The organism is Bacteroides sp. AF29-11 (genome assembly GCF_003602895.1).
GTDB lineage: Bacteria > Bacteroidota > Bacteroidia > Bacteroidales > Bacteroidaceae > Bacteroides > Bacteroides uniformis.
This window is the reverse complement of the sequence record NZ_QTLY01000002.1, coordinates 478038-503882: the sequence shown is the minus strand read 5'-3', so window position 1 is coordinate 503882 and position 25845 is coordinate 478038. Positions and strand designations below refer to the sequence as shown.

20 protein-coding genes and 1 pseudogene are annotated in these 25845 nt (G+C 49.7%); 14 read left to right on the top strand and 7 right to left on the bottom strand.

Going from position 1 to position 25845, the window contains the following annotated elements:
* Window positions 1–9: 9 nt before the first annotated feature.
* From DWZ03_RS04845 to DWZ03_RS04805, 9 genes are all read left to right on the top strand, one after another.
* Entirely contained in the window at window positions 10–1398 is a 1389-nt protein-coding gene (locus DWZ03_RS04845) for a cobyrinate a,c-diamide synthase (RefSeq protein ID WP_120129031.1), read from the top strand.
* A gap of 168 nt (window positions 1399–1566) precedes the next feature.
* Window positions 1567–2613 carry a tyrosine-type recombinase/integrase gene (locus DWZ03_RS04840; RefSeq protein WP_005836693.1) on the top strand — a complete coding sequence of 349 codons (1047 nt, stop codon included), beginning with the start codon at window positions 1567–1569 and terminating at the stop codon, window positions 2611–2613.
* 345 nt (window positions 2614–2958) lie between these two features.
* Window positions 2959–4005: a DUF5119 domain-containing protein gene (locus DWZ03_RS04835; RefSeq protein ID WP_229076308.1), complete on the top strand. Its 1047-nt coding sequence runs from the start codon at window positions 2959–2961 to the stop codon at window positions 4003–4005.
* A 37-nt stretch (window positions 4006–4042) separates the two neighbouring features.
* Entirely contained in the window at window positions 4043–5182 is a 1140-nt protein-coding gene (locus DWZ03_RS04830; RefSeq protein ID WP_005829307.1) for a fimbrillin family protein, read from the top strand.
* Window positions 5183–5193: 11 nt separating this feature from the next.
* Window positions 5194–6267: a fimbrillin family protein gene (locus DWZ03_RS04825; protein ID WP_120129029.1), complete on the top strand. Its 1074-nt coding sequence runs from the start codon at window positions 5194–5196 to the stop codon at window positions 6265–6267.
* A gap of 59 nt (window positions 6268–6326) precedes the next feature.
* Window positions 6327–8069: a fimbrillin family protein gene (locus tag DWZ03_RS04820; RefSeq protein WP_120129027.1), complete on the top strand. Its 1743-nt coding sequence runs from the start codon at window positions 6327–6329 to the stop codon at window positions 8067–8069.
* A 143-nt stretch (window positions 8070–8212) separates the two neighbouring features.
* Window positions 8213–8410 (top strand): hypothetical protein, encoded by a 198-nt coding sequence (locus tag DWZ03_RS04815; RefSeq protein WP_005836934.1) that lies wholly within the window; start codon window positions 8213–8215, stop codon window positions 8408–8410.
* The gene (locus tag DWZ03_RS04810) at window positions 8410–9003 is read left to right on the top strand and encodes a zeta toxin family protein (RefSeq protein ID WP_005829300.1); all 594 of its coding nucleotides are present in this window, start codon (window positions 8410–8412) and stop codon (window positions 9001–9003) included. Before DWZ03_RS04815 ends, DWZ03_RS04810 begins: the two co-directional genes overlap by 1 nt.
* Before the next feature lie 3 nt (window positions 9004–9006).
* Window positions 9007–9576 carry a cob(I)yrinic acid a,c-diamide adenosyltransferase gene (locus tag DWZ03_RS04805; RefSeq protein ID WP_120129025.1) on the top strand — a complete coding sequence of 190 codons (570 nt, stop codon included), beginning with the start codon at window positions 9007–9009 and terminating at the stop codon, window positions 9574–9576.
* A gap of 31 nt (window positions 9577–9607) precedes the next feature.
* On the opposite strand, the gene pncB is transcribed toward DWZ03_RS04805, so the two are convergent.
* From pncB to DWZ03_RS04785, 4 genes are all read right to left on the bottom strand, one after another.
* Window positions 9608–10792 (bottom strand): nicotinate phosphoribosyltransferase, encoded by a 1185-nt coding sequence (gene pncB, locus DWZ03_RS04800; protein WP_005829296.1) that lies wholly within the window; start codon window positions 10790–10792, stop codon window positions 9608–9610.
* A gap of 240 nt (window positions 10793–11032) precedes the next feature.
* Window positions 11033–13423, bottom strand: coding sequence for an ABC transporter permease (locus DWZ03_RS04795; protein ID WP_120129023.1), 2391 nt, complete (start codon window positions 13421–13423; stop codon window positions 11033–11035).
* Window positions 13420–14415, bottom strand: a complete 996-nt coding sequence (locus DWZ03_RS04790; RefSeq protein WP_005829289.1) for an HlyD family secretion protein — start codon at window positions 14413–14415, stop codon at window positions 13420–13422. Before DWZ03_RS04790 ends, DWZ03_RS04795 begins: the two co-directional genes overlap by 4 nt.
* A gap of 12 nt (window positions 14416–14427) precedes the next feature.
* The gene (locus DWZ03_RS04785; RefSeq protein WP_016273658.1) at window positions 14428–15855 is read right to left on the bottom strand and encodes a TolC family protein; all 1428 of its coding nucleotides are present in this window, start codon (window positions 15853–15855) and stop codon (window positions 14428–14430) included.
* A gap of 177 nt (window positions 15856–16032) precedes the next feature.
* Between DWZ03_RS04785 and DWZ03_RS04780 the strand changes: the two genes are divergently transcribed.
* The 5 genes and pseudogenes from DWZ03_RS04780 to DWZ03_RS04760 all read left to right on the top strand — a co-directional run bounded on the left by DWZ03_RS04780 (window position 16033) and on the right by DWZ03_RS04760 (window position 23496).
* The gene (locus tag DWZ03_RS04780; RefSeq protein WP_195657440.1) at window positions 16033–17550 is read left to right on the top strand and encodes a cobyric acid synthase; all 1518 of its coding nucleotides are present in this window, start codon (window positions 16033–16035) and stop codon (window positions 17548–17550) included.
* Window positions 17543–18577 carry a threonine-phosphate decarboxylase gene (locus tag DWZ03_RS04775; RefSeq protein ID WP_057255893.1) on the top strand — a complete coding sequence of 345 codons (1035 nt, stop codon included), beginning with the start codon at window positions 17543–17545 and terminating at the stop codon, window positions 18575–18577. The genes DWZ03_RS04780 and DWZ03_RS04775 overlap by 8 nt, the downstream gene beginning before the upstream one ends.
* Window positions 18578–18580: 3 nt before the next feature.
* Window positions 18581–19549 carry an adenosylcobinamide-phosphate synthase CbiB gene (cbiB, locus tag DWZ03_RS04770; RefSeq protein WP_120129019.1) on the top strand — a complete coding sequence of 323 codons (969 nt, stop codon included), beginning with the start codon at window positions 18581–18583 and terminating at the stop codon, window positions 19547–19549.
* A 108-nt stretch (window positions 19550–19657) separates the two neighbouring features.
* A pseudogene (locus DWZ03_RS04765) lies at window positions 19658–21538 on the top strand (ATP-binding protein).
* Window positions 21535–23496 (top strand): sensor histidine kinase, encoded by a 1962-nt coding sequence (locus DWZ03_RS04760; RefSeq protein ID WP_120129017.1) that lies wholly within the window; start codon window positions 21535–21537, stop codon window positions 23494–23496. Before DWZ03_RS04765 ends, DWZ03_RS04760 begins: the two are co-directional and overlap by 4 nt.
* Here the strand turns inward: DWZ03_RS04760 and cobC are convergent.
* From cobC to cobT, 3 genes are read right to left on the bottom strand one after another with little or no spacing between them, the layout of a single operon-like run.
* A complete protein-coding gene (gene cobC, locus DWZ03_RS04755) occupies window positions 23477–24016 on the bottom strand; it encodes an alpha-ribazole phosphatase (RefSeq protein WP_005836947.1) in 540 nt (179 codons plus the stop codon). The two genes, DWZ03_RS04760 and cobC, sit on opposite strands and share 20 nt — an antisense overlap.
* A gap of 16 nt (window positions 24017–24032) precedes the next feature.
* A complete protein-coding gene (gene cobS, locus DWZ03_RS04750) occupies window positions 24033–24776 on the bottom strand; it encodes an adenosylcobinamide-GDP ribazoletransferase (RefSeq protein ID WP_120129015.1) in 744 nt (247 codons plus the stop codon).
* Between the two features lies 1 nt (window position 24777).
* A complete protein-coding gene (gene cobT, locus DWZ03_RS04745) occupies window positions 24778–25815 on the bottom strand; it encodes a nicotinate-nucleotide--dimethylbenzimidazole phosphoribosyltransferase (protein ID WP_120129013.1) in 1038 nt (345 codons plus the stop codon).
* Between the last annotated feature and the right edge of the window lie 30 nt (window positions 25816–25845).

Below are 25845 nucleotides of genomic sequence, written 5' to 3'. Positions count from 1 at the left end.
AGCTTCATAATGGATTCCATTCCTCAGTTTCTCATAGCCGCCCCTACATCGGGCAGTGGAAAGACCACCGTCAGTCGTGGACTGATGGCATTGTTTGTGAAGAAAGGTCTGAAGGTGCAGCCTTTCAAGTGCGGTCCCGATTATATAGATACCAAGTATCACGAGGCGGTATGCGGCCGTCCTTCCATCAATCTGGATACTTTCATGGCATCTCCGGAGCACGTAGGCGGTCTGTATGCACGCTATTCGGCGGATGCGGATGTTGCCGTGGTCGAGGGGATGATGGGCATGTACGACGGGTACGACCGCGACCGGGGCTCGTCGGCAGAAGTGGCTCGGCTCTTGGGTATTCCTGTGGTGCTGGTGGTTGATGCCAAGTCGGCTGCCTATTCCATGGCTCCTTTGTTGTCGGGGTTCATCAATTTCCGTCCGGATATACGTATTGCGGGGGTTATCTTCAATCGTGTCGGCTCGCCCCGCCACTACCGGATGCTGCAGGAGGTCTGTGAAGACTTGAACGTGACTTGTCTGGGCTATCTGCCCAAGCAGAAGGAACTGGAGCAGGAGTCGCGCCATCTGGGGCTGGATTTCAGCCGTTCTAAGGAGACGGAGGGACTGGATATGCTGGCAGGCTTGCTGGAGGAACATGTGGACTGGGAACTGCTGCTCTCGACAATCGGGCTTCCATTGCCTGCGGCGGCTGTGGAGGAGAAGTCGGTACTATCAGAGCCGGGGAAGCTGCATATTTCGGTAGCGCGCAACGAAGAGTCCTTTTCCTTCCTCTATGCGGAGCATCTGGATATTCTGCGCCGTATGGGCACGGTCACTTTCTTCAATCCGGAGCAGGACCGGGCTATTCCGCAAGAGACGGATTTGCTCTATCTGCCCGGCGGCTATCCCGAGAACCGTCTGGAGGAACTTGCCGGGGCAAGGCTTGCCAGGGAGTCTATCCGCAGCTATATAGAGGCCGGTGGCAGGACGCTGGCAGAATGCGGGGGGATGATATATCTTTCGCAGTCCGTTCTTTCTGATGGGGATACGGACGGGGGAAGCGCCGGGAGCTGTGTAGGCAATATTGGAAATGAGATGGTAGGAGTATTGCCTTTCAGCATTACGAACGAGCGTAAACGCAGGAAATTGACATTGGGATACCGCCGGTTCGACTATAACGGATGGCGGCTTAAAGGACACGAATTCCATTATACGCAGTTTGCCGTGCCCGAAACCGATGGAAAAGAAGGTGGTGCGTGCAGTCTTCCTCTTTCGATAGCGCAGGTCTACAATGCCAAAGGAGGGAAGGTAACCACTCCCGTCTTTCGCTATAAGAACCTGATAGCCAGTTATACGCATCTGTATTGGGGCGAGGTGGATGTGATGGCTTTGTTCGGTGAACTCTAATCTTGCAGAACCTCCTTTGAACCGGTTTGTTTTAGTGAACAAATTTATTTATCCTTATATATTCTTTATAATTTTCTTATATAATTTACTTTGTACTCATAAATTTTTCCCATCAACGTGGCCTTTTTAGGATATGCGTAGGGTGCGGATTTGAAAATCAGATTTATTATGAGTAAAAAAGAAAAGAATGTAGAAATGGGGAGCCCCATGAAGATGCCGGATTTGGCATCTTATATGCAGACGGTGATTGAGCAGTTGGAAGCGGATAAGAAGCGCTCGGCGGCACATACCTATACGTATGCGTTGAAATCTATCGCGGAGTTTTACGGTGGGGCAGGAATGCCGATGCCGGTGGATGAGGTCTTTACGCCAGGCAGGTTGAAGGAGTATGAAGAATGGATGAGACGGGAAGGAATGAGGAAGCGGAAAAGAGAGCCTAAAGGGTTGAGCTTGAATACCATTTCCACCTATATGCGGAACTTGAAGGCGGTATATCACCGGATGGTCGGTGAAAAGGTGCTGCCCTATAACCCGAAATTGTTTGATGACGTGTACACAAAAGTGGAATCACAGACTAAACGGGCGCTGGAACTAGAACAGATGAATACGTTGCTGTGTACAGACTTAAGAAAATTGCCTTCGGATCTGCGGTGTGTGTTGGCTTATTTCTTATTGATGTTCCTATTCCGAGGAATGCCGTTCATTGACCTCGCTTATTTGCGTAAACAAGATGTGAAAGGGAACCGCATTGTATATAGCCGCCACAAAACAGGACGGCAGATGACGGTGCGTATTCCCAAAGAAGCGATGGAACTGATGAAAGAGTTTAAAAACAGGAATCCGGATTCCATCTATCTCTTTCCGATTCTACACAAACAAGAGAGTAAGAAGAAACGGGCCGGGAAGGTGAAAAAGGATAAAGAACTGTATATGGATTATCTTCGGGCTCTTCGTGGCTTCAATCTGAAACTGGAAAAAATAGCGTCTCTGTTGCTGCCAGGTGTGAAGCTCAGCTCATATGTGGCGCGCCATACATGGGCTACGTTGGCTTTTCATGCAGGAATGAGTATCGGCATCATCAGCAAGGCATTGGGCCATTTCTCTATCAAGGTGACGGAAACATACCTGAAACCTTTTGAGAATGAAAAGGTGGATGCGGCCAATGAAGAACTGATAATCTCGGTCGCAGGATACAATGAAAAGAAAGTTGCATGAAAAATGCCGTCTGACAATGGCTCTGGTAAGGGAAGTGTTACTTACCAAGTAACGGATAGTTTGATTCACAAAGATTGGAATTCTTCCTCATAAATCCAAATAATAGTTTAGTTTTCTATAAAAATCTTATCATTTTATTTGTTTACCGACACAACACACGAAAAAATACATATTGTTCCGGTGTGTATTCTGAAAAACACACAAAGTGCTCCTCCATTTCTGATGCCTCAAAAACGGAATATATTTCTTTACATCATTATATGACTCCCAAAACAGCTTTTTTTATTGCGGATAGAGAAGACTATCCGTTACTTGGTAAGTAACGGCTTGACAAAGCAAATTATAATGATACTTATAAAAATAAAACACTTGCTTTTTGCATCGGGAAACATGCTGCTATTGTGGGTGTTTTACAACTTCACCTTCTTCATGTTGGTCGCTTGTAGTCACCGTGAGCAGGTTTACTCCCTTGAAACTGAAATCATGATCAGTGCCGATTGGAGTCGGTCGGGATTGAATGAGAAGGAACAGGATTATGGTGCCACCACTGTATTCTATCCTACAGACGGCAGTAGTCCCATTATGGTACTGATGGGCGACCGAACGTATAAGACTGTGTATCTGAAAGAAGGACGTTATGACGTTGTTCTCTTTAACCGTTCATTTGACGATTTTGGTAACCTGGGCTTTAGGGGAGAAGATGCCTACCGGACGTTGGAGGCACATGCCACAAATGTGGTGACAAAGGATGTCCCTTCCACGGAGATAATCATTATGGATAGTCCCGACGAACTTGCAGCCGATTGTATGGAAAGTTTTGAAGTGACTCCGGGCATGTCGGGAAACTATTCATCGGGCATGACTAACTGGGGGGGCAAAAAGATTGACGGTAGTAAAAATGGTTGCCAGCTCTGTTTCCTTCCCCAAAAACTGACTCAAAAGATAACAGTTAAAATCCGTATTAAAGGAATGAACAATATACGTAATGCCACTTGTAAATTGGATGGTATTGCAGAATCTGTGTTTCTCGCTTCGGGACAGATTTCAGAAAAGACTGTGGCGCAGGAGTTTTGTCTCGGTAATCCCGTTTATAATTCCGGATCGGCGACGGACGGAACACTAAGCGCCTCTATCAGCGTGTTTGGTTTTGATACGGAGATTTCACATAACCTGCATTTGAGAGCAGAATTGGTGGACGGGAAAACCACATTTGAAGAAAGTTTTGATGATCTGAAAATAAGCCAGTTGGAAGAAGGAGATGGAAGAATGAGCATTTTCATCGACATGACGTGCGAAAAAAAAGTACCGAATGTGAAAGTTGAAGGAAGTTCGGGTTTTGACGCCAACGTGGATGACTGGGAGGATGAAGTGAACAGTGATATAGATATTTGAGGACATAATTAATATTAATTGAAAAAATGAATAGAAGATGGGAACGAAAAGTTTATTGATGGCAATGGCAGCGCTGACGATAGCCGGTTGCTCGCAAAATGAAGTTACGGAGATAAATCCGGATGCAGACCGGACAATCGGTTTGGATGTATATACGGGAGTACAGACCAGAGGAACGGAAACCACTACGTCCACGCTGAAAGAAGCGGATGCCGGTTTCGGTATTTTTGCCTATAAAACAAGCAAGGAAGGATGGGATAGTGAGAAAGCGAGTACAACACCCGATTTTATGTATAATGAACATGCTACATGGACTTCCGGTAGTTGGGGGTATGCTTCTCTGCGTTTTTGGCCGACGAATGATGATAAAATAACTTTCTTCGCTTATGCACCTTATGAATCCAATCCGGGAGAGGGAACAGACCAAAAAATAATTTTATCGGCACAAAGTGATAAAGAGGCTCCTAAAATCACCTTTGAAGTAAAAACTTCAAATAATTGGAAAGATATGGTGGATTTAGTAACGGATTGCCGTACTACCATAAAAGACTTGACTTCTGAGAGCAATGTCGGTAACAAAGGAACAGTCCAGTTTAAATTCAGCCATGTGCTTACCCAAATAGCCAATGTCAAGGTGAAGCCGGACGTGAATCTGGGCGCTGAAACAAGAATCTTTGTAACAGGATTAAAACTGTCTCCGGGAAGTGGAATACTTTACAACAAAGCGGTTTATGATTTCGGTACTGATGCTTGGAATGCCATCTCACCTTCCGCATCCTATTTTTCGGCTGAGCAAGACCTTAGTGAGTTTGTGAATAGAACAGGCATTGACCAATGGGGGTATAAGAAGAGTGCTGTCGACGTGAGTAGTAATACCGATGCAACAGCTTTGTTCTCAGAAAAGGAAGCTCTTTATTTCATTCCTGTGAATAACCAAAACGGTACAGCCAAGGAAGGGGATTTGAGCCTAAAGATTAGTTATGATGTTGTGACAAAGGTGAATGATAGTAGTAATCTGACAAGTACTGTGACGGATAAAGAAGTCAAATTGCCGCAAGGAACTTTTAAAAAAGGGACACAGCATACTTACGTGTTGACCATCAAGATGAATGCTATCAGTATTGCTGTTGATGACAATATGACGGGATGGACCAGTAATGGGGAAAGTAACATTTAGGTAGAAGGAGTATGAAAGGAAAAGCAGAAGATATAGGGATGAAGCGGTTGTGTAGCATCCTCCTTGCATTACTTTTGTTGTTGGGAGCATGCAGTGGGGAAGAAAGTAAGAACGGACTTCCGCAGGAGAATCTTCCTATCGGCTTTTCTGGAGTTATTACAATGACGAGGGGAACCGGGAAATTTGCCACTGCCGGTGAACTTAAGAATGTGGGAGTGTTTGCATATTTTACACATGGAAAATTCAACGAGAATACTGCCATACCGAATTTTATGTATAACCAGCTTGTGGAAAAACAACAGGATGAGGGAACATGGTCTTATAGTCCGGTCAAGTTTTGGTCGGACAATTCCACCACGGATAAAATCAGTTTCTTTGCTTATGCCCCTTACGTGAATGAAGTGGAAAATGGTTACCTCTCTTTTCAGGATGAAGGAACGGCAAGCGGATTTCCGGTGTTGGGGTATACCGTTCCGATAGCTGTAAATAATCAGATAGATTTTCTTGCCGCAACTCCGGTAATGAATCAAAACAATGGTAATGTAACTTTCAAACTGCACCATACACTGACCAAGGTCAATGTCTATATAAAAAGTAATGATAATACGGAGGGAAAGTCAGTAACTTCCTTCTCAATTACGGGAATGAAGAGTGGATTGCTTACCTATTATAATCCTACAGCAGATAGTGACATAGGCTGGAAGTGGACATATCCATCGGCTGATGAAAAGGAAAACTTTACCACCGGTATAATAAGTTTTCCGGTACCGGATACAATTATAGAAGAAAAGAAACTGCTTGCAACCTTCTTTCTGCTTCCTGCCGGGGCAGGAAGTAAGTTCAATATTTCTTATCAATATACGGCCAAAGATAGTAATAATGCTCTTGTTGTTCAAACTGTCAGTATGGAAAACCAGTCTTTGCCTCTGACTGATAATTGGGCTTCGGGAAGGGCCGTCAGCTATACTATAGGTATAGCACGAAAGGCAATTACTGTGATACCGGAGAACGGTCCCGTATCATGGGAAGAGAATGCTGAAACCGAGACAGTTATTGGAACGGAAGCAAAACAAGAGACTGATTGACCTGACGGGGTAATTCTGGACTTCGCAAAAAGATGCCAATCTGTTTAAAGTAAGATAATATGAAAAGATATATGAAATTTTTCACTGGAATAGTCTTTTGGGGCATCCTTTTAGTGTGTAGTGCATGCACTGACGAATACGAAGCAAACAATGGAGGTATGAAGGAGTGCTGTGAGGGAGTACCCTTTACAGTCCGGGCTATAGTCGCTGATTTTGAAGAGCTCTCCAATGCAGGAAAGTCCTCTACACGTACCTCTGTAAGGGACGAACATTTTAAAATGGAGTTTGTCGATGGTGATTCGATTGGTGTTTTTGCCATAAAGGACGGTGCTATAATGGATAATATTGATAATGCCAAATTGGTTTACAATATGTCAAGCGGCAGTTGGAATCCGGTGGGAAATGGTACACTTTATTGGTATGATGGAGTGAGTTATGTCGCTTACTATCCATATAGGAAGAATATCACAATAGATCTCTCAAAAGGTATGGACGGAGCTATTGCTTCACTGACCGGGAATGAAAAACTGCAACCTGCGAAGGACCAGTCCACAACAGAAAAGCATATTGTCAGCGATTTGTTGGTTGCCACCGGCGTACCTGCTATTGACAATTCTTCCGGAATAATCCTGAACTTGCTGTTTCAACACCAGTTTGCATTGCTTGTGTTGCAACCGCAAGTATACGTAGGTTGTTTTGCACCAGAAAAAGCAGGCTTTGTTTACCATAGGGAATCGAGGGTTTTAGGAACAGACTCGGCGGCTATTAATGTGAGTCTGAACGGTATTACTCCATATCAGATAGATTCTTTGAAATATTGTGCCATTGTTCCGCCGCAAGCAAATGCACGGGTTACCGGAAACTATATGACTACCGATGGCAGAGATGATACGAATATAAAGATAAATTATCCGGGCAGCTCCATCAGTTTTACTTCTGGAAAATGCTATACCTTGAAGGTTATTAGTCCCGTACCCGGTAAAGGAAGTATAGAAAGAAAGCTTTATCCCGGGGATTTTGTCTTTCAGAACGAAATCGATAAAAGAATAGAAGTACATCCCGGAAACGGGAAGTTGGAAGAAGATGGGAAAATCTATGATTATGAAAATGCTATCGGAATGGTAATTACTTGCGATCCGGAAAGGATGACAGACGAGAGGTGTAATAAAAAAGGATGGAATCATGCCTATGTGATGATGTTGGATAGTTTGAAAGAAGGGAATTGGGGACCGATGGATTTAATCGAAGCGGATATTGATACAATATCAATAGCCGATGTGAAGTCAAAGCATGATTTTAGCAGAATTAAGAATAACATGAACGGGTACTCTGAAACTTTACAAATGCTGGCAAATCATGAGGGTGATGCATCTTTTGTAAGCGACTGTCGTGCTTTTTATCTGGTGAAAACTTACAATAACAGCAATAAGGTGCCGGATGGGATCGAACGTAGTCCGTGGTTTCTGCCAAGCATAGGGCAATGGTTTGATGTATTGGTGAATATTTGTGGAAAATCTCCGGAAAACTTTCGGCACAATACCGGTAATGGTTTACAAGACGAAAAGTGGGGACTGGAAACGTTAGATAAATTAGAAGGACAGTTATCCAAAGTTGGTAAATCGTTACCGCAGTTTAACGTGAATCACAGACTTGGTTTCAGTTGCAGTTCTCAATATGATAAAGATAGAAACTGGATGCTTCTCTGGCATATCGATGATCCCTTATACAAATGGGAAAGGGTTTGTTTACAAGGATATAATAAGACTTCTGTATGGCATGTCCGGCCGTTTTTTGCTTTTTAATCATTCCTTGATTAAAAACAGTTCTAATCTAAGTTTGAATTCATTATGAAAAAGTCCGGATAGCGCATTGATATTTTATGTAATTTCGTTTGTGTTCTCGAAATAGTGGAGTATCTTTGTTTTCATTTAAATATATTATGATTATGAAACTGAATACTTATCGCTTGTCTTCTTTGGAAGACCCTACTGATGAACAACTGCATGCTTTGATGGAACAAGTGGCTGTTGCGGCCCGTGAAAGTTCTCGCAAGGCAAAAAGAGAATTGGAGCGGAGAATGCAAGAGGTGAGAGAAAAATTGAAAGCATATAGAGCTAAAAATGTAAGTGATATATCCATGTGATGAACGAAAAAAATCCGACACTTTGTATAGTAGCTGGTCCGAATGGTTCGGGTAAAACTTCTACGACAGTGCAACTGCTTCATAATGAATGGGCAGAAAATAGCCTTTACATTAATCCTGATAATATAGCGCAAGAACAATATGGTGATTGGAATTCTCCCGTTGCAGTATTGAAGGCAGCAGAATTGGCGACTAAAATGCGTTATGAGTGTTTAAGGAAAAGGCAAGATTTTGTATTTGAAACAGTCTTTTCCTCAGACGAAAAACTTGCATTTGTTGAAGAAGCAAAAAAAGCAGGATTTTTTATTCGCATTTTTTTTGTCTGTACAAATAATCCTGAGATAAATGTACGGCGTATTACACAGCGCTATTTGAATGGAGGGCATGAAGTTCCCATTTCCAAAATTATTTCCCGTTATTATAAATCGTTATTGAATATAGGCAAAGCAATATCCTTGGTTGATAGGGTATATGTCTACGATAATTCAATAGAAAATCAAATTCCTCGATTATTGTTCCGCACTGTAAACGGGACCCTCTTCAAACAATATGTAGAGGAAATCCCGCAGTGGGCACAGTTCCTTATCAAATAGAGAATGAAAAGAGTCTATACCAAAACTGGAGACAAAGGAACAACAGGTATTCATGGTGGCACGCGCGTGCCGAAAGATGACATCCGTATCGAGGCAAACGGATGCCTTGATGAATTGAATGCCGTGATTGGTATCGTGCGCTCCATGCTGGCGGCAGAAGATGGTTGGCAGGAGTTGCTGCATGCTGTCCAGCGGGAACTGATGGTGGTAATGAGCCATGTGGCCACTCCCTCGGGAGTGGTAAATCCTAATCCGCTTTCTGCCGCAGAGCTCACGCTACGCTGTGAGCAGGAGATGGATGCCATGACCGTCCTGCTGACGGACAACGGCTACTTCCTTTTGCCCGGTGGCACTCCCATATCAGCCCAACTGCAGTTTGCCCGTACCGTGGCCCGCCGTGCCGAACGCCGTTTGTGGACACTCCATCGCCAAGACCCTGTGAACGAGGATATTCTGCGCTTCATCAACCGCCTTTCGGACTTGTTCTTCGTCATGGCCCGCATGGAGATGCAGCGGCAGGACTGGCCGGAGGAGAAATGGCAAGAGTTTGCCTACAAAAGGAAAAGACAGTAAGCACTTATCGCTAACCGCCGGGAAGCTGTTTTCAGCATAGGGGTTCTATTTGCTGTCCGAGCCTTAAATCATACAGACATGCCCGTACTTCCGCTTCGCTGCCGATATGCTTTCCTGCATCGTCGGACAGCTTCACGCATTCGCGCCATTCCTGGTTGACGTTCATCTTGCATTGCGTCAGTTTCATTACGATGTTGGAGGGCTTGAATCCGGTATCATTCGTCAGATTGGTGCCGATGCCGAAGGAGCAGCGGATTTTGCCCCTGCAATGCTCCTGGATGTCGAGTGCCTTGCCAAAATCGAGCGCATTGCTGAAGACGATGGTTTTAGTGGTAGGGTCGATGCCCAGTTCGCGGTAGCGGGCAACGAGCTTGTCGGTGAAATCGAATTCATCGCCGGAGTCGCAGCGTACACCGTCGAATAGTTTGGCCTGCTTGCGGCTCAGGTTACTTAAGAAAATGCCGGAGGTATAGGTATCGGACAGTGCGATGCCCAAGTCACCGTCGTACACGTTCACCCAGTTTTCCAAGGCCATGTAGTTGGCGTGTTTGTAGCCGAACTGTGCGCCGTGGAACATGAACCATTCATGCGGATGCGTCCCCATAGGCTTCATGCCGTATTTCATGGCGAAGTGGCAGTTGGAAGTCCCGGTACAGTATTCGGCGGCTTCCTTCAGACGGTCTATGACTTTGTCCTGTACCTCGAACGAGAAGCGTCTCCGGGTGCCGAACTCTGAAAAATACAGCTGGTGTCGGTTGGAGAGTGCCACCTTTTCGGACAGTTTGCAGAGTATGCCGTCCATGTCGGCCACGTTTCCCAAAGAACGGTTCTTTATTTCGGATACGATAGAAAGCAGGGGGACTTCGTAAAGGGTGGCCTTGTACAGATAGTCCGTGATTTCAATGTTCAGGTGCCGGTCCTCGTCCAGATGGATGCTTACCTTCTCCGGCTGGAAGCGGAAGGAGGAGAGCCACTCCCAATAGACCCTCGGCAGGAAACGGCAGTGGCGGGTCATGTATTCCAGCTCTTCGGCAGTAAGTACGGTCTGTGCCAGGCTGTCCACCGCCTCTTGCAGTTCCTTCAGAAACGTGTCCGTATAGGCGGTGTCGTCTCTGTCCTTGAAGCTGAAAGTGCCCATGGCATAGGGAAACAATTTGATGTAGGCATACGAGGTGGTGAATTTGTAAAGGTCTGTATCGAGTATGGTATGAATCATGGCAAAATATTCTTTAGTTATGATGTTCGATTTTGGGGATGAAGATAGTGAAAATTTCTTATTTGACCAGCCTCTATCTGTTAACAACGGCATATTCCTATTAAACCATGTTATAAATAAGGCTGTTATGGGCGGAAATTTTGGAGAATTCGGAGAAGTCCGTATATTTGCAATGTGTTTTTCATAGTATTAGATTTAAGGTTAACAAAAGATTGGCTGTCTGGGATAGATAGCCTTTTTTTATGCCTTCACTTTTCCTTCTCCGTAGAGGTGGCGTGTAGTGCAGAGCGCCAAAGTTCCATAGACCAATACTTGTATCCACATCGTCAGCATCTGCGGCCATACGTCGGCCAGCGTTCCACCCATTGAATTCAGTTTTACAAAAGCAAGTACGGCAGGACCTGCCGGAAACAGATAGTGGGCTGTCTGCCAATACCACGGCATCAGCTCCAGCGGATAGGACACGCCCGAAAGGAAGATATAGCCCACAGAGAAGAAGGCTATCATCAGCAACGGCGCTTCGGAGTCTGTAAACCAGCGGGAGACGGCCAGGGCAAGGAAACTCGTGCCCAGCAGGAAGGGTATCATCATTGTGACGATGTCTCCTCCGCTGCCGATGTGGGGGATGCTGAACAGATGCGGCAGCAGTCCCAGCAGGAATAGGGAGAACACCACATACAGCATGAAGTATACGAAGGTCCTGCCCCCGACAATCCGTAATGTATCCTTCAATGAGTCGGCACGCATCAGCCGTATTCCTTTTCTTCGGGCTTCCGCTTCCTCGCCCGTTAGCATGGCAATCACCATCAGCATCGTCTGGAAGATGATGACAATTAGGACGGCGGGAATCAGATAGGAACCGTAGCCCTCCGTATAGTTGTAGAGCGCCGTGCCGGACACGCTGACGGGAGCGGACGAAGCCACTGCCAGCAACCCTTGCGGAGGTAGGAATACGGTGCCCTCCATGCGGTGGGCATCGTTCACGGCAAGCATGACGCGCGCACTGGATTCTTGCAGTCCTTTGAAGTTGAGGAAAGCGTCCGTGGCGGCATAGAGTACGAAGACCGAAGTCTCGCCCCGTGCCACACGTGCCTCGAAGTCGGCAGGCAGGTAAAGGATGCCTGCCACGTCGCCCTGCTTCATCCATTGGCGGGCTTCGAGGATGTTGGGTGTCTGGCCGTAGACGGCGGTCTGGGGAGTGGCGTCGAGCAGTCGGATGTATTCGCGGCTGAGGGCGGAGTGGGAGAGGTCTACCACTGCGACAGGAGCCTTGCGCACCAGGTTGGGGGCGTACATGTAGTTGTAGAGCAGCCCGTAGAGGAAGATACCGCCTGCCAGCACGAGCAGGATGGCGGGATTGGTGGCGATGGCATGCCACTCGTGGCGGATGACGGAAGCTGTTGACAATACGGTAGGTGGACAAGGTGATGGGGAGGTGGAGATTGCTTCTTCCCTTATCTCTTTTTTTATCCACCATTTCAGCAACGGCAGTATCAGCAGTGCCGTCAATAGGAAGATGAAGAGTGTAGCTACCGACTGCCAGAAGTAGGCAAACCCTGCATCGAAGTAAATCATGGCTTGTGCCGCCTCCGTGAAGTGCCGCACGGGGAAGAGGTAGGAGGCCGCATGCACGGGCGCATACATGGCTGTAACGGGAAACGTGACTCCGGACAGCGTAGCCCCCAACGACCCCACCATGGATACTACACTGATGATATAGGCAATCTTGGGAAAGACAGAATAGATAAAGACCGCCAATGCCTGGGTAGCGATGATGAAGAGCACGGTCACTGCATTCATCAGCCACAGACTGCCAGCGAAGGGGATATGTAGCGGGCCGAACAGTACATAGTTTGCCAGGATACCGATGGACGAGAAGATGAGGGTATAGGGCAGCAGTTTCCCTGCTACGGCAGTGAGGATATTGCCTCGTGCCATCTCCAGCCATTCGCCGGCGCTGCCGAATTTCAGTTCGCTGCCTATGGAGTAGACGGTGGTGAGCAGGATGAGTATCTGGAACAGTACGAAAAAGAAAGGCTGGCTCAGGTAGATGGAGTAGTCCATGTCCGGGTTGTAGAGGGGATGGGTACTGGCTTCTACGGGGAGCAGAAAGGTCTGTATCTGTTCTCCGCTGACTCCCAGAGCTTCGGCCTGCATCACGATGGGCGAGAGCGCCACGGGGGCAAGCGTATTCTCGAACGCTGCCATCAGCTCGCTGCCTACCGAAAGAAGGGCATAGTGGTAATAATAGGTGAGCGTTGCGCCAGTTCCCGTCACCGCCTTCTGTTCGAAGCGGGGCGGGATGACGAGGTAGCCGTATATGTCCTTCTGTTGCAATGCCCGGCGGGCGTCGGCTTCGTCGGTGAAGTGCTCCGTCACACGGAAGGTGGGGGCGGCAGAGATGCGCCGGGAGATATTGCGCGAAGTGGCAGTGTTGTCCAGGTCGACGATACCCACGGGAATGTTCTCCATCTGTCCGTTTCCAAAGATGGTGGCCATGAAGAACAGACAGAGTAAGGGTAGCACGACGCAGACGCCGAGGTATAGACGGCGGGAGGTCATGCGGTGCCATTCGCGACGGATAACCATGCGAAGCGCTTTCATTGCGCAGCCAAATTCTTTATCTTTCATTTTTCATTCTTCATTTTTAAAAGTACGGACATCCCCGGTCTCAATCCCTCTACCTGCTGTGTGGGACGTGCGTGTATCTCGAACGTCTGCATGTCATAGCTGCCCGTCTGTTTGGTGGATTTCCAGGTGGCGAAGCTGCCCAGCGGACTGATGTAATAGATGCGGAATTCAATGTCCTTGCCGTCGATGGCGGGGACATCGGCACGGAAAGTACCTCCCATCTTGAACTGCGGCATCAGGTCCTCGCGTATATTCAGTACCACGTGTGCATCGTCCATCACGACGAGGCTCATGATGGGAGTGCCGGGAGCCACCAGTTCTCCGCGTTTGGGGAAGATGGTGGCTATCTGGCCGTCTTCGGGAGCGGTGAGACGGGAGTCGACGAGGAGGGAGGAGACTTCATCGACAGTGCTTTGCGCCGCTTCCACCAAGCTACGGGCCGAGGCGCGGTCCTCGCTCTGCGCTCCGTCCACGGCCATCTGGTATTGCTCGTAGGCGGCACGTTCGGCGGCTTGGGCGGCTTTGTACATGGCTTCCACCTCGTCACGCCGCTGGGAGGTGACGACACTGTCCTTATAAAGCGTTACAATGCGTTGGTAAGTGGTCTTGGCGAGGGCAAGGTCGCTCTGCGTCTTGTTCCAGAGTTGCCTGGCGGTGGCCACAATCTGGCGGCGGGTACCGGCGTCTATCTTCTTGTTCTGCTCCTGGGCCACCTGCTCCAGGGCATTCACCTGGCGGTATTTGGCTTCGATGGTGGGGCTGTTGATGACGACAAGCGTATCGCCTGCCTTCACCCAGTCGCCCTCTTGTACGAGGAAGGAGTCCACACGTCCGGGCAGCTTCCCGCTGATACGTATTTCCGTTGCTTCCACTTGTCCTTGCAGGACTAGGGGCTGCCGGCTCATGAGTAATATGCCGGCAAGCGAAATGATGACCGTTGCGGCCAGGATAATGACGAATGCAATGCTGATGCTTTTATTATTGATTTTCATAAAGGGTAGGTTTTAATAAGTTGTCTCGAAATATTTCTCGAACCGTTCCGGCGTTCCGCAGATAGCCAGCAGGTTCATCAGTGCCACATCATATTCGTAATAGGCTGCCAGACGCGCCACGCGGACGGTTGCCAGCATCGTTTCCGCATCTACGACCTCGGTACTGGTTGCCATGCCTTCGGCAAAGGATTTCTTGCGGATTCGCACCAGCTCTTCGCTCAGCTCGATGGTGGTATTCAAGGCGCGTACGTTGTCTTGTGCCTTTTGCAGTTGGGTGTAGAGCTTGTCGATGCCTACGCTCAGGTCTTCTTTGGCTTTTTCTTGTCCCAGGGCAAGGGTCTGCTGGGCTATCTTCGACTGGCGGATGCGCTTCTCACGCGCCAGTCCGTCGAACAGGTTCCAGGTGAAGCCCACACCTACGATGGTGCGGGGGACAAGATTGCTTTGTATGCCGTGGGCATAGAGGGTCTGCTTGCCGAATACGGCGATGTCCGGCAGGTAGCCGCTCTGGTCGATGCGGAGCTGCTGGCGGGCAATCTGTGACTGCAGTTGCAGTTGGTTCACGGTGTAGTTCTCCACCCGCATGGCTTGCAGGAACTCCTCTTTGGCGGGCAGTTGGTCGTTGATGAAAAGCTCCGAAGTAGGATGGATGCTGCATGTGTCTTGCAGGTTGAGCAGGGTGCGCAGGGCACTTTGCACGACGGAGGCCTCCTTCCGGGCAGCCTCCAGTGAACGGGCAGCTTCATCCATATTCACTTGGGCAAAGAGCCGGCCTGCCTTGTCTATCATGCCGGCAGCTTCCAGTTTAAGGGCATTCTGGTAATGGCGTTGCAGGCTGTTGTAAGTCTCCTGCCGCACGCGTACTACCTCTTGCGCAAGTTTCAGCCCGAAGTAGCTTTCTGCCAGCAGGGTGCGTTGCGTGGCATCGGTCTGTCCCCGGTTTTCGCGGGCAATGTCTATCATGGTGTTGCCTATCTTCGAGGCCCGGATGCGCTTGCCGCCGGAGAATACGACCCATTCGGCGGTCAGGCCGACGGAAGTCAGGTTGCGTGGAGCCAGTGGAAAAGCGAGGGTATGGGAGCCTATCTGGTCGAGTATGCTGCTGATGAATTGGTCGTCCGGCACGATGTTGTGCACAAAGTCCTTTGCCGGGTCGGTGAACTGGGAAAGGGGCTGTTTTACCTCTATCTTTTCGGAAAGATGCACGAACGTACCGGCACCTTGCAGGGAGGGGTACCAGAGGGCATTCAGTTTGTCACGTTCCGCACGGGCGGCTTCAATTCCCTTGTCGGCTATTTTCAGGCTGCGGTTGCCGTTTTGCATCTGCCTTAGGGCATCACCGAAGCTAAGGGGAAGGGAGGTTTGTGCGGCCACTCCACCGATGGCAAGCAGTACGCAGGCAGCAGCCGGAAAGAATCTCCGGCATAATAGATTATTCATAAGTTCGTTCGGTTTAGGGGTTCTTGTTTCTCTAAACAAGAGGAGGTGGGAATTGTTCAGTAGTCATCTTTTTGAATAGAACGTTACAAATATAACGAATAGTTTCCGAAGATATGGCTTATGAATGGGAGAGATATTCGGATTTGCACTATCTTTGCATTCGCTAAAATGGAATTTATGGAGAAACTTCATCCGATTATGTTTGCCGGGACGGGCAGTGATGTGGGGAAGAGCATCATTGCTGCTGCCTTCTGCCGCATCTTCAAGCAGGACGGCTATCAGCCCGCACCGTTCAAGGCACAAAATATGGCGCTCAATTCATTTGCCACTCCCGAAGGGCTGGAGATAGGCCGTGCCCAGGCTGTGCAAGCAGAAGCCGCCGGAGTGCCTTGCCACACGGACATGAATCCGCTACTGCTGAAACCACAGTCGGACCATACCTCGCAGGTTGTTCTTAACGGGCGTCCTATCGGCAACCGCAATGCTTATGAGTATTTCCGCAAGGAAGGACGCGACGAGCTGCGCCGGGAGGTTTGTGCTGCCTACGACCGCCTTGCCGCTCGCTATAATCCCGTTGTGCTGGAAGGCGCGGGAAGCATCTCCGAAATCAATCTGCGGGATACCGACCTTGTCAATCTGCCGATGGCCCTGCATGCCGGAGCCGATGTAATCCTTGTGGGGGACATTGACCGTGGCGGTGTGTTTGCCAGTGTCTATGGTTCGCTGATGTTGCTTCGTCCCCATGAGCGGGAACGCATTAAAGGAATTCTTATCAACAAGTTCCGGGGGGATATACGTCTCTTCGAGTCGGGCATTACGATGCTGGAGGAACTTTGCGGCATTCCCGTTGTCGGGGTAGTACCTTACTACCGTGACATTTATATCGAAGAAGAAGACTCCGTGGCGCTTGCCGCAAAGTCTGTCCGTGCCGAGAAGGGAAAGGTGAACATCGCCGTCATTCTGCTGCGCCACCTCAGTAACTTCACCGATTTCAATGTGCTGGAGCGTGACCCGCGCGTACATCTCTTCTATACCAACAATGTGGATGAGTTGGCAAAGGCCGACGTCATCCTGCTGCCCGGTTCCAAGAGCACGCTTGGTGACCTTTACGAATTGCGCCGTAACGGTGTGGCGGCTGCCATCATCCGTGCCCACCGTGAAGGTGCCACCGTGATGGGTATCTGCGGCGGCTATCAGATGATGGGGCAGGAGGTGCTCGACCCTGAGCATGTGGAGGGGGACATCGAACGCCTGCCTGGACTGGGGCTGTTGCCCATCAGTACCCGCATGTCGGGAGAGAAGGTGACCCGTCAGGTGAAGTTCGGTCTGTGCAATCCCCATTCTCCATCTTCCACTCTCCATTCTCCATTCATGCAGGGCTATGAAATCCATATGGGAGTGACCACCCCTGTGGAAGGTACTCCCGATTCTCCCTTGAATCTTCTGGAGAACGGCTCTACCGACGGTTACTGCGTGGACTCCACCTGCATGGGGACCTATATTCATGGCATTCTCGACAATCCGGAATTCATAGATTTCCTGCTTGCGCCTTTTGCAGACAAACTGTCCGGGAATGCCGGCACTTTCGATTACCATACATTCAAAGAAGAACAATACGATAGGCTTGCCGAGCACGTGCGCCGCCACGTCAACCTGCCGCTTATCTACCAAATATTGACAAAGAACCATGATTGAAGGACACGGAGACGATTCCTATAAATACAGCCGTCCCATTACGGCAAACTTCAGCTCGAACGTTTACAACAGGGTAGACCTCTCTGCCTTGAAGGCGCATCTGTGTGCCCGGATTGACGGCATCGGCAACTATCCCGAACCGGAGCCTTACACGCTTGAGGCCTGCCTTGCCCGCCGCCACCGTCTTCCTGCCGAGGCAGTGTGCGTGACGAACGGAGCTACCGAAGCCATCTATCTTACCGCACAGACTTTCCGCGGGACAAACACCGCCATTGTGCAGCCCACTTTCAGTGAATATGCCGATGCCTGCCGCATGCACGGCCATCGGGTCACTTCCCTCTACCGGCTTCCTGCGGAGAGCGAGGGGTATCGCTTGCCGGAAGAGGTGCGCATGCTGTGGCTGTGCAATCCCAATAACCCTACCGGAACGGTTGTGGAGAAGGAATATCTGGCAACACTTATCAGTCATAATCCGCAGGTCTGTTTCGTCATCGACCAGTCCTACGAGTTTTTCACCTTGCGTCCGCTTTTCTCTGCTGCCGAGGCTGCGGAGTTTCCCAACGTCTTGCTGCTGCACTCCATGACCAAGCGTTATGCCGTTCCCGGTCTGCGACTGGGATATGTCACCGGCGCCCCCCACCTGCTGCACCGTCTGCGTACCAACCGTATGCCCTGGTCGGTCAACCAGCTTGCCATTGAGGCAGGGCTCCATCTGCTGGAACATGATGTTCCCAATCCGCTGGATGTGGCGTCTTACTTGCAAGAGGCTGCCCGCCTGCGCAGTGCGCTCGAGGCATTGGGAGGACTGGAGGTATGGGCCACCGAAACCCATTTCATGCTGGTGTGCCTCCGTATGGGTAGGGCTTCCGCTTTGAAAGACTATCTGGCAGGGGAGCATGGCATCCTGATTCGGGACGCCTCCAACTTCGACGGACTGAATGAGCGCTTCTTCCGTATAGCCGCCCAGAGCCGGGAGGAGAATGACAGGCTTGTAAAAGCAATAGGACAATGGCTTGAGGAGGAATAACCGATGGAAGAAGATGTGCTTATACTTTTGGGTGTCGCCTTCAACTTGAACCTGCCGCTTCTCACTGCCTGGCTGCTCGACCATTGGCTGGGCGACCCGGCGTGGCTGCCCCATCCGGTGGTGGCTTTCGGCAAAGCCATTTCTTTCTGTGAGCACCGGTTGAACCGGGGCGATTCGTGTTTCCTGAAAGGTGCGTTTGTGGCGGTGTCTCTTGTCTTGGGGGTATATGTCATTACGCTTTTGTTGCTCCGCTTGGCGGCACTCTTTTCTCCGGGCATGCTTCTGACGGTGCAGATACTGCTGATATTCTATTGCCTGGCAGGTACTACACTGGTCCGTGAAGTGCGTATGGTGTTCAAGGCGGTGGACCGTTCCTTGGAGGAAGGGAGGATGCAAGTGGCACGTATCGTAGGGCGTGATACGTCTGCACTCTCGGCGCAGGAGGTACGAACCGCGGCATTGGAGACTTTGGCAGAGAATTTGAGTGACGGGGTAGTTGCCCCCTTGTTCTGGTATCTGCTGTTGGGAGTTCCGGGCATGCTTGCCTATAAGATGGTGAACACGCTGGATTCCATGGTCGGCTACAAGAATGAACGCTATCGTTGGTTCGGCTGTTTCGCCGCCCGTTTGGATGATGTTGCCAATTATATTCCTGCTCGTCTGACAGCCTTTCTGATGGTGCTGGTTTCCGGTCGTCTTTCCTTGTTTGCTTTTGTGGGCAGATATGGCAGCCAGCATGCCAGTCCCAATTCCGGTTATCCGGAAGCCGCCCTTGCCGGTATTCTGGACTGCCGTTTCGGAGGTCCGCACAACTATTTCGGCGAGGAGGTATGGAAACCTTATATCGGTTCTAATGAACGGCCTCTGAAGACGGAAGATATGCGTGTGGCTGTCCGCATCAACCGGCGTGTGGAGTGGTGGATGGTGGTTGCCGTAATAGTGACATCGACCTTGGCTTCCTTTTGTTTTTAAAATGTTGTTATTTTAACTGATTCTTTGTCCGTTCCAAAAAGATATAATATCTTTGCAAGACCGCGTTGCATTAAAAATGTAACTTTTAAAGCAGACAAAGTCTTATAAATGAGGATAAAGCAACTATATATATTCCTTTTCTTTATTTGGTTCGGGAGCACAATAATTGCATCGACAACAGATAAAGCGGATTCTTGGACTAAAGAAAAGGAAAGTATAGTCCATGAGGTCATCTCCACTTTTCACAACAGCCTCGGTTTCGACTATCTGACCCGGGAGGAGTGTGACTCGCTGAATGCCGACGGCCTTTTGTCCCAATTGGATGAATCCCAGCGCTATTACACCTATTTCGAACTGGAAAGAATACTTATAAAATCCTCCCTTTTCCGTGGAGAAATCCGTATGGCTATTGCCCAGAGCGACCAGATGTACTCCAAAGCCCGCGCGCTTGCCTACCCCTTCGGCAATGCCCTTGCGCTGAATGCCATGGGAGAGGTGTACAGCTATACCGGCAGGCTCCGGGAAGCCGGTGCCGCTTATGAGGAGTCCTTGAGACTGCTGGATGGGATGGACGGGGAGGATGTGCATATCCGTATGCTACTGGTGGAACTGATAGATTATAACCTGCGCATACGGAATGTAAACGGTGCCTCGCGTTATCTTGCACGTCTGAACCTCTATCCGGAAGACCGGCTTTCTCCGCTGGAGCTGGCCATGCGCCACATCTCCAATGCTTCCTGCCAATTATTCAAGGGTGACTTGAAAGCTGCCAGCCATTGTCTGGTACAGATAGGCCAGCTTGAAACGCAACTGATTCCGGAGATACGGCAATACCTTCTGATTATAGATGCCCGTTATCTGGTGGCCACCGGAGCGCATGAGGCAGCCTTGACCGCCTACAATGATTTCCTTCAAACCGAATATGCCCGGATAAACCATAACATCTACAAGGAAGCTCTGCTCGAAAAGGCGGATTTACTGGTGAAGATGGGGAACAAGGAAGAAGCCTACGGACAGTACGGCAAGGTCTTTTCGTATATCAAGACTTCGTTCGAGAAGAACTATCCCAAGGAGATAGACCGGCTCTGTACCCGTTTCCAGGCCGACCAACTGGCCTACCAGAACGAACGCGACCGCATTGTATCCATGCGTTTCTATCTGGCAGGCATCATTGTGTCCGTACTGTTTCTGATATTCCTCCTGGTGCTGGGCTGGAAGAAGATATTCCGTTTGAAGCGTTCCCAAATGCGGCAGGAGGCGATGAAGGAGAAAGCGGTGCAAGCCATACAACGGAAGAATATGTTTCTTTCGAACATGAGCCATGAGGTACGTACGCCGCTGAATGCCATTGTCGGATTCTCGGCGGTACTGACGGATGAGGACGAGTCGTTCGATGACGAATCGCGCCGGGAGTTCTCCGAAATTATCAAGGTGAATTCCTTTCAGTTGCTGAAACTTATCAATGACATTCTGGATTTCTCGGATTTCGAGAATGACAATATAACCTTCAACATCCGCACGCATGATGCCGTGAAGTTGTGTAATGAGGTCGTGGAGACCGTGATGGCCTCGCGCAAGCTGGAGGTTGAAATGCGTTTTGACACGGATTTGTCCGTCTTGATGCTGGATACGGACGATGCGCGCCTCCGCCAAGTCTTGATAAACCTGCTGGTGAATGCCGCCAAGTTTACGGAATAAGGCTCCATCGTGCTGGAACTGAAGATGGCTGATGCCGGTACGGCACTTTTCTCCGTGACGGATACCGGATGTGGCATTCCACCGGAAAAGCAGCACTTGATTTTTGAACGCTTTGAAAAGCTGAATGATTTTGTGCAGGGAAGCGGACTGGGTCTTTCCATCTGCCAACTGATTGTGAAATATATGAACGGCAAGCTGTGGGTGGACAGTGGGTACACCCGTGGCGCGCGTTTCTGTTTTACGCATCCTTTGAAGTATAATCCCGCATTACACGGAGGAACGGCGCAATGAAACGAATACTGATTCTCATCCATGTTTTGTTTTGCGGATATATTTGTCCGCTGCTGGCAGAAGACACGGGGGCTGTCCGGTATCAGGACAGCATCCTGAAGGTTGCCGATACCCTGCCGGCCACCCTTGTCCGGCTGACGTATCTCCGTGACATGGCCTACAAGCACCAGTATGCTCCCTATAACATGACTTTTTCCACCCGTCTGTACGAGGAGGCGCGGCGGCAGAAGAACGCTTTCTATGAGAATATGGGCGCTTACTATCTGGCGGCATGTTATGACAAGAAACACGACCCGGACAGTCTGTCGTATTGGGTGGATGTGCTGAAGGATTTTGTCCCCCAGGTAGGCACTTACGATTATTATCTGGAGCAGAAGGCTGCCATCAGCCGCGCCCTGGCTTCCAAGAGACAGATAGAGAAAGCGGTGTATGTGGCTAAGGAGACGTTGGAGGAATCAAAACTCCACCATAGCAATAACGGGATGATAGCGGCGTATAACAGTCTGGGATGTGCCTACGGAGTGTCCAGCCGCCCGAATGAGGCACTGGACTCTTTCTTGGAGGCTTACCGGAATTTCTCTCCCCAGACAAAGGCCAGCCTGAAGGTGGATATACTGTCGCGTATTGCCCAGGTATACGGCAATGGCGGTAAAGACAGCTTGAAGCTGCCCTATTTGCATGAAATGGACATGACGTTGCAGACGGTTATTTCCAAAGAACCCGAGACAAGGAAGAACTGGAGCAATTTCGAGATTGACTGCGAAGTGAAGTATATCCTGCACTACATGAACCGGAAGAACTTTACAGTGGCGCATGAGCATATCGAGAAAGTAAAAAAACTGCTTGAGCCGCATGTAGATCCCGTCTTCTGGCTGAATGTCCAGTTGATACAGCTTCAATACTATGCCAAGACCGATGAGTATGACAAAAGCATCGCATTGATAGACGAGGTGACCCCTACGGTACTGAACAACTACGTCTCCACCTTTGCCACTTTGATAAACTACAAGGCGAGTACGCAATATGACAAGGGGGACATTGACGGGGCCATCGAGACCCGGCGCTACCTCATACGCAAGCAGGATTCGCTGAACAATGCCTTCTCGGCCAACCAGTTGAAGCAGGTGAAGGAGATTTACCACATTGACGAGCTGCTGTTGGAGAAGCAGAAGATTCAGGACATGAATTACCGTATAGGATTTATATTCCTGGGTGTCTGCCTGCTGCTGATGCTGCTTTTCTATCTGTATACGCGCTATGTCTCCGGAAAGATTGCTGTCGTAGAGAAGAAGACGGCTGAAGCCGCTTTGCAGGCAGAGACGGACAACATCGCGAAGGAACGTCTGAAATCGGAAATCAGCCATGATATACGTACTCCGCTGAATGTGGTGGTGGGCTTTGCCGAATTGCTGACCGGGAAAGAGGAGCTGGATAAAGAGACTAAGAGGGAGTACGGACAGATGATTCAGACCAATGCGGAAAGTCTGCTGAATTATGTCAACAGCATTCTGGAGTTGTCCCGCTTGGAGTCCGGCAAGATTCAGTATGAGGACGAGGAGTGTGACATTATTCAGTTGTGCAGTGAGGTGCTGGATAAAGTGAACGGCCGTGAGGAGAGCACTGTGTCTGTCAGCCTGCAGACCGACCTCAAGGAACAGTTTGCGAGGACGGACCGAAGGTGGTTCGATACATTGCTTGTCAGCATGCTGACTCCGTCAGAGAATGACACTGCCCGTTATGAGGCGATTATCCGCATCAGACGGGACCGCACTAGGTCGGCCCTCTATTTCGACGTGGTCAACGCCCCGTTTGCAAAGGTACATTTTGAGAATAAAACGAGCTTGATTCGCCATGAAATCAATGCCCATTTTATTCATTATTTTGGAGGTATCTACAAGGTGCAAACCGAAGCGGAGGAAGGCCCTACTATTTCGTTCACTATTCCTTGTCGAGATTGATGCGGACGATGCCGCCGTAGGGCGTCAATGCGTCGAAGGCTTCTTCGGCTTTAAGGATTCCGGCATAGAGTTGTGCGCAGATTAATACGCCTCCGTGTGCGAAGATGGCAACGCGTGTATAGGGCTTCTTCTTTAATTCGTCCAAAAACTGGCTGACACGCCGGTATTGCATGGTAAAAGATTCTCCACCGGTAGCTGCCACGTTCATGTAGTCGGCATACCATTCCTGCAGGCGTGGGTCCTCATTCTGCTCGAACGGCTTCATCTCCCAGTCGCCAAAATTGATTTCCATAATCCGTTTGTCCCGTTCTGCATCGGGATAGCCGCAATAGGTGGCGAGGCGCACGCAGCGGGTTAGGGGACTGGTGTAGACGTGATCGAACGGAAGGTATGTCTTCAGGTTTTCTGCTGTTACGGCGGCTTCCGCTTCAAACGTAGGTTTCAGGGGAACATCGGTCTGTCCGTAGCATACGCCCGGAGGGACATCTACCGAAGTGTGTCGAATGAGTATTACTTCCATCTTTAATTTTCAGTTGTTAATTTATAATTAGAATAAGGCTTCCCAAGTAGAAGGACAGTTCGCATAGCAGGAAAGTGGCCCCGCAGCAGTCACCCGTATATCCTTGTAGGCGCCGCTTCATCAATCGGTAGAGCAGGAAGAAGGTGAGCAGTGGGAAGAGGGTGGCAATCCACAGCTTTATAGGCAGCAGCAGTACGAAAGGAAGCAGGCCACAAAGAAATCCGGCCAGTAACTCGTGCCGGCTCATGCGGTTGTAGACGGTCTTGCTTTTGCTGTCTTCCTCTTTCCGGGCATAGGGCAGGTAGTTGACAATCTGGGAGGCACAGAACTTGGACCAGCAGTCACCGCTGAGCACAAGGATGCAGAGAAGTCCCAGTGGCAGGTGATGAAGTTGGAGCAACAGCAGGAAATAGCATATCAATCCGATGACACCGTAGCTTCCGATGTGGGAATCCTTCATGATGGCAAGTGTTCGTTCGCGGGTGGTGCCGCCGCCAAAGCCGTCGAGGAAGTCCGCCAGCCCGTCTTCGTGCAGGCAACCGGTGACAAACAGGCGTGCGATGAGGGCAAGAATCCATGCCAGTGACACCGGCATAATCTGTCCGGCAAGCCACAGCACTGCCGCCATCACGCCTCCCGTCAGCCAGCCTACAAGCGGCCAATAGGGAACCACATGCTTGAAACACTCTGCCGGTACTTCCTTGATTTTCCAGAAGGGCAGTCGGGTGAGCATGATGAATGCTGCTAAGATATTATTCATGTTAAAAGTATTTGGTGATGGAGGCATGTGCAAAGTTATCCATTTCATTGAGCATCCGCACGGCCGAGTCGACAATGGGGTATGCACAGATGGCCCCCGTTCCTTCTCCCAAACGCAGTCCCAGGTTCAGCAGCGGACGGGCATGCAGGGCGTCGAGTACCAGTTTGTGGCCCGACTCGTCTCCGCAGTGTCCGAAGATGGCGTAATCCGTCACTTCCGGATAGAGCCTGGCGGCGGCAAGCAGGCAGTTGGTCATGATGAATCCGTCAACAAGGATAATCATCCTCAGCTCGGCAGCTTGCAGCATGGCGCCTATGGCCATCACCATTTCCAGTCCGCCAAAGTAGCGGATGATGTCTCGGGGAGAGCCGTCGCCCTTGTAGTTCTCCATAGACTGTTTCAGCACTTCGTATTTGTGGCGGATGCCCGCGCTGTCGAGTCCGCTACCTGCGCCGACACATTGTTCCAGAGGAATACCGGTGAAGCAGGTCATCCACAGGGAGGATGAAGAGGTGTTTCCGATACCCATTTCACCGAAGCTGAGGACATTGCTGCCTTCTTCATGGCATTGGCGCACCACCTCGGCACCCCGTTCCAGGCACATCTCCATTTCCTCTTCCGTCATGGCTGCCTCGTGCAGATAATTTCTGGTACTTTTGCGCACTTTCATATTGATGATGCCTTTCTCGTAGGGGAGGTCGTAGTCTACTCCTGCATCTACTATTTTCAGGGTAAAGCCGTGCTGCCGGCAGAGGAAATTGACACCTGCCCCTCCATGAAGGAAGTTGCTGATTTGCTGCCAGGTGATTTCCTTTGGAGACAGACTGACGCCCTCTTCGACAATGCCGTGGTCGGCGGCGAAGATAATGTTTTGCGGATGTTTCAAGGTGGGGGATAATGTCTGTTGTATGAGTCCGATTTGGAGTGCCAGTTCTTCTAAAATGCCCAATGAACCTTTGGGTTTGGTCAGGTTGTTGATTTTGTCAATCAATGCGGGACGGATTGACTCGTCCGGACGGGTGATATGAAATGTTTTCATCAGTCTGTTGAATTTTAATTGTTTGTTGTT

What these genes read in the sequence shown, in the direction of transcription:
- DWZ03_RS04845 (WP_120129031.1), top strand. Translation starts at nt 10, where the DNA reads ATGGATTCCATTCCTCAGTTTCTCATAGCCGCCCCTACATCGGGCAGT.
- DWZ03_RS04840 (WP_005836693.1), top strand. Translation starts at nt 1,567, where the DNA reads ATGAGTAAAAAAGAAAAGAATGTAGAAATGGGGAGCCCCATGAAGATG.
- DWZ03_RS04835 (WP_229076308.1), top strand. Translation starts at nt 2,959, where the DNA reads ATGATACTTATAAAAATAAAACACTTGCTTTTTGCATCGGGAAACATG.
- DWZ03_RS04830 (WP_005829307.1), top strand. Translation starts at nt 4,043, where the DNA reads ATGGGAACGAAAAGTTTATTGATGGCAATGGCAGCGCTGACGATAGCC.
- DWZ03_RS04825 (WP_120129029.1), top strand. Translation starts at nt 5,194, where the DNA reads ATGAAAGGAAAAGCAGAAGATATAGGGATGAAGCGGTTGTGTAGCATC.
- DWZ03_RS04820 (WP_120129027.1), top strand. Translation starts at nt 6,327, where the DNA reads ATGAAAAGATATATGAAATTTTTCACTGGAATAGTCTTTTGGGGCATC.
- DWZ03_RS04815 (WP_005836934.1), top strand. Translation starts at nt 8,213, where the DNA reads ATGAAACTGAATACTTATCGCTTGTCTTCTTTGGAAGACCCTACTGAT.
- DWZ03_RS04810 (WP_005829300.1), top strand. Translation starts at nt 8,410, where the DNA reads ATGAACGAAAAAAATCCGACACTTTGTATAGTAGCTGGTCCGAATGGT.
- DWZ03_RS04805 (WP_120129025.1), top strand. Translation starts at nt 9,007, where the DNA reads ATGAAAAGAGTCTATACCAAAACTGGAGACAAAGGAACAACAGGTATT.
- pncB (WP_005829296.1), bottom strand. Translation starts at nt 10,792, where the DNA reads ATGATTCATACCATACTCGATACAGACCTTTACAAATTCACCACCTCG.
- DWZ03_RS04795 (WP_120129023.1), bottom strand. Translation starts at nt 13,423, where the DNA reads ATGAAAGATAAAGAATTTGGCTGCGCAATGAAAGCGCTTCGCATGGTT.
- DWZ03_RS04790 (WP_005829289.1), bottom strand. Translation starts at nt 14,415, where the DNA reads ATGAAAATCAATAATAAAAGCATCAGCATTGCATTCGTCATTATCCTG.
- DWZ03_RS04785 (WP_016273658.1), bottom strand. Translation starts at nt 15,855, where the DNA reads ATGAATAATCTATTATGCCGGAGATTCTTTCCGGCTGCTGCCTGCGTA.
- DWZ03_RS04780 (WP_195657440.1), top strand. Translation starts at nt 16,033, where the DNA reads ATGGAGAAACTTCATCCGATTATGTTTGCCGGGACGGGCAGTGATGTG.
- DWZ03_RS04775 (WP_057255893.1), top strand. Translation starts at nt 17,543, where the DNA reads ATGATTGAAGGACACGGAGACGATTCCTATAAATACAGCCGTCCCATT.
- cbiB (WP_120129019.1), top strand. Translation starts at nt 18,581, where the DNA reads ATGGAAGAAGATGTGCTTATACTTTTGGGTGTCGCCTTCAACTTGAAC.
- DWZ03_RS04760 (WP_120129017.1), top strand. Translation starts at nt 21,535, where the DNA reads ATGAAACGAATACTGATTCTCATCCATGTTTTGTTTTGCGGATATATT.
- cobC (WP_005836947.1), bottom strand. Translation starts at nt 24,016, where the DNA reads ATGGAAGTAATACTCATTCGACACACTTCGGTAGATGTCCCTCCGGGC.
- cobS (WP_120129015.1), bottom strand. Translation starts at nt 24,776, where the DNA reads ATGAATAATATCTTAGCAGCATTCATCATGCTCACCCGACTGCCCTTC.
- cobT (WP_120129013.1), bottom strand. Translation starts at nt 25,815, where the DNA reads ATGAAAACATTTCATATCACCCGTCCGGACGAGTCAATCCGTCCCGCA.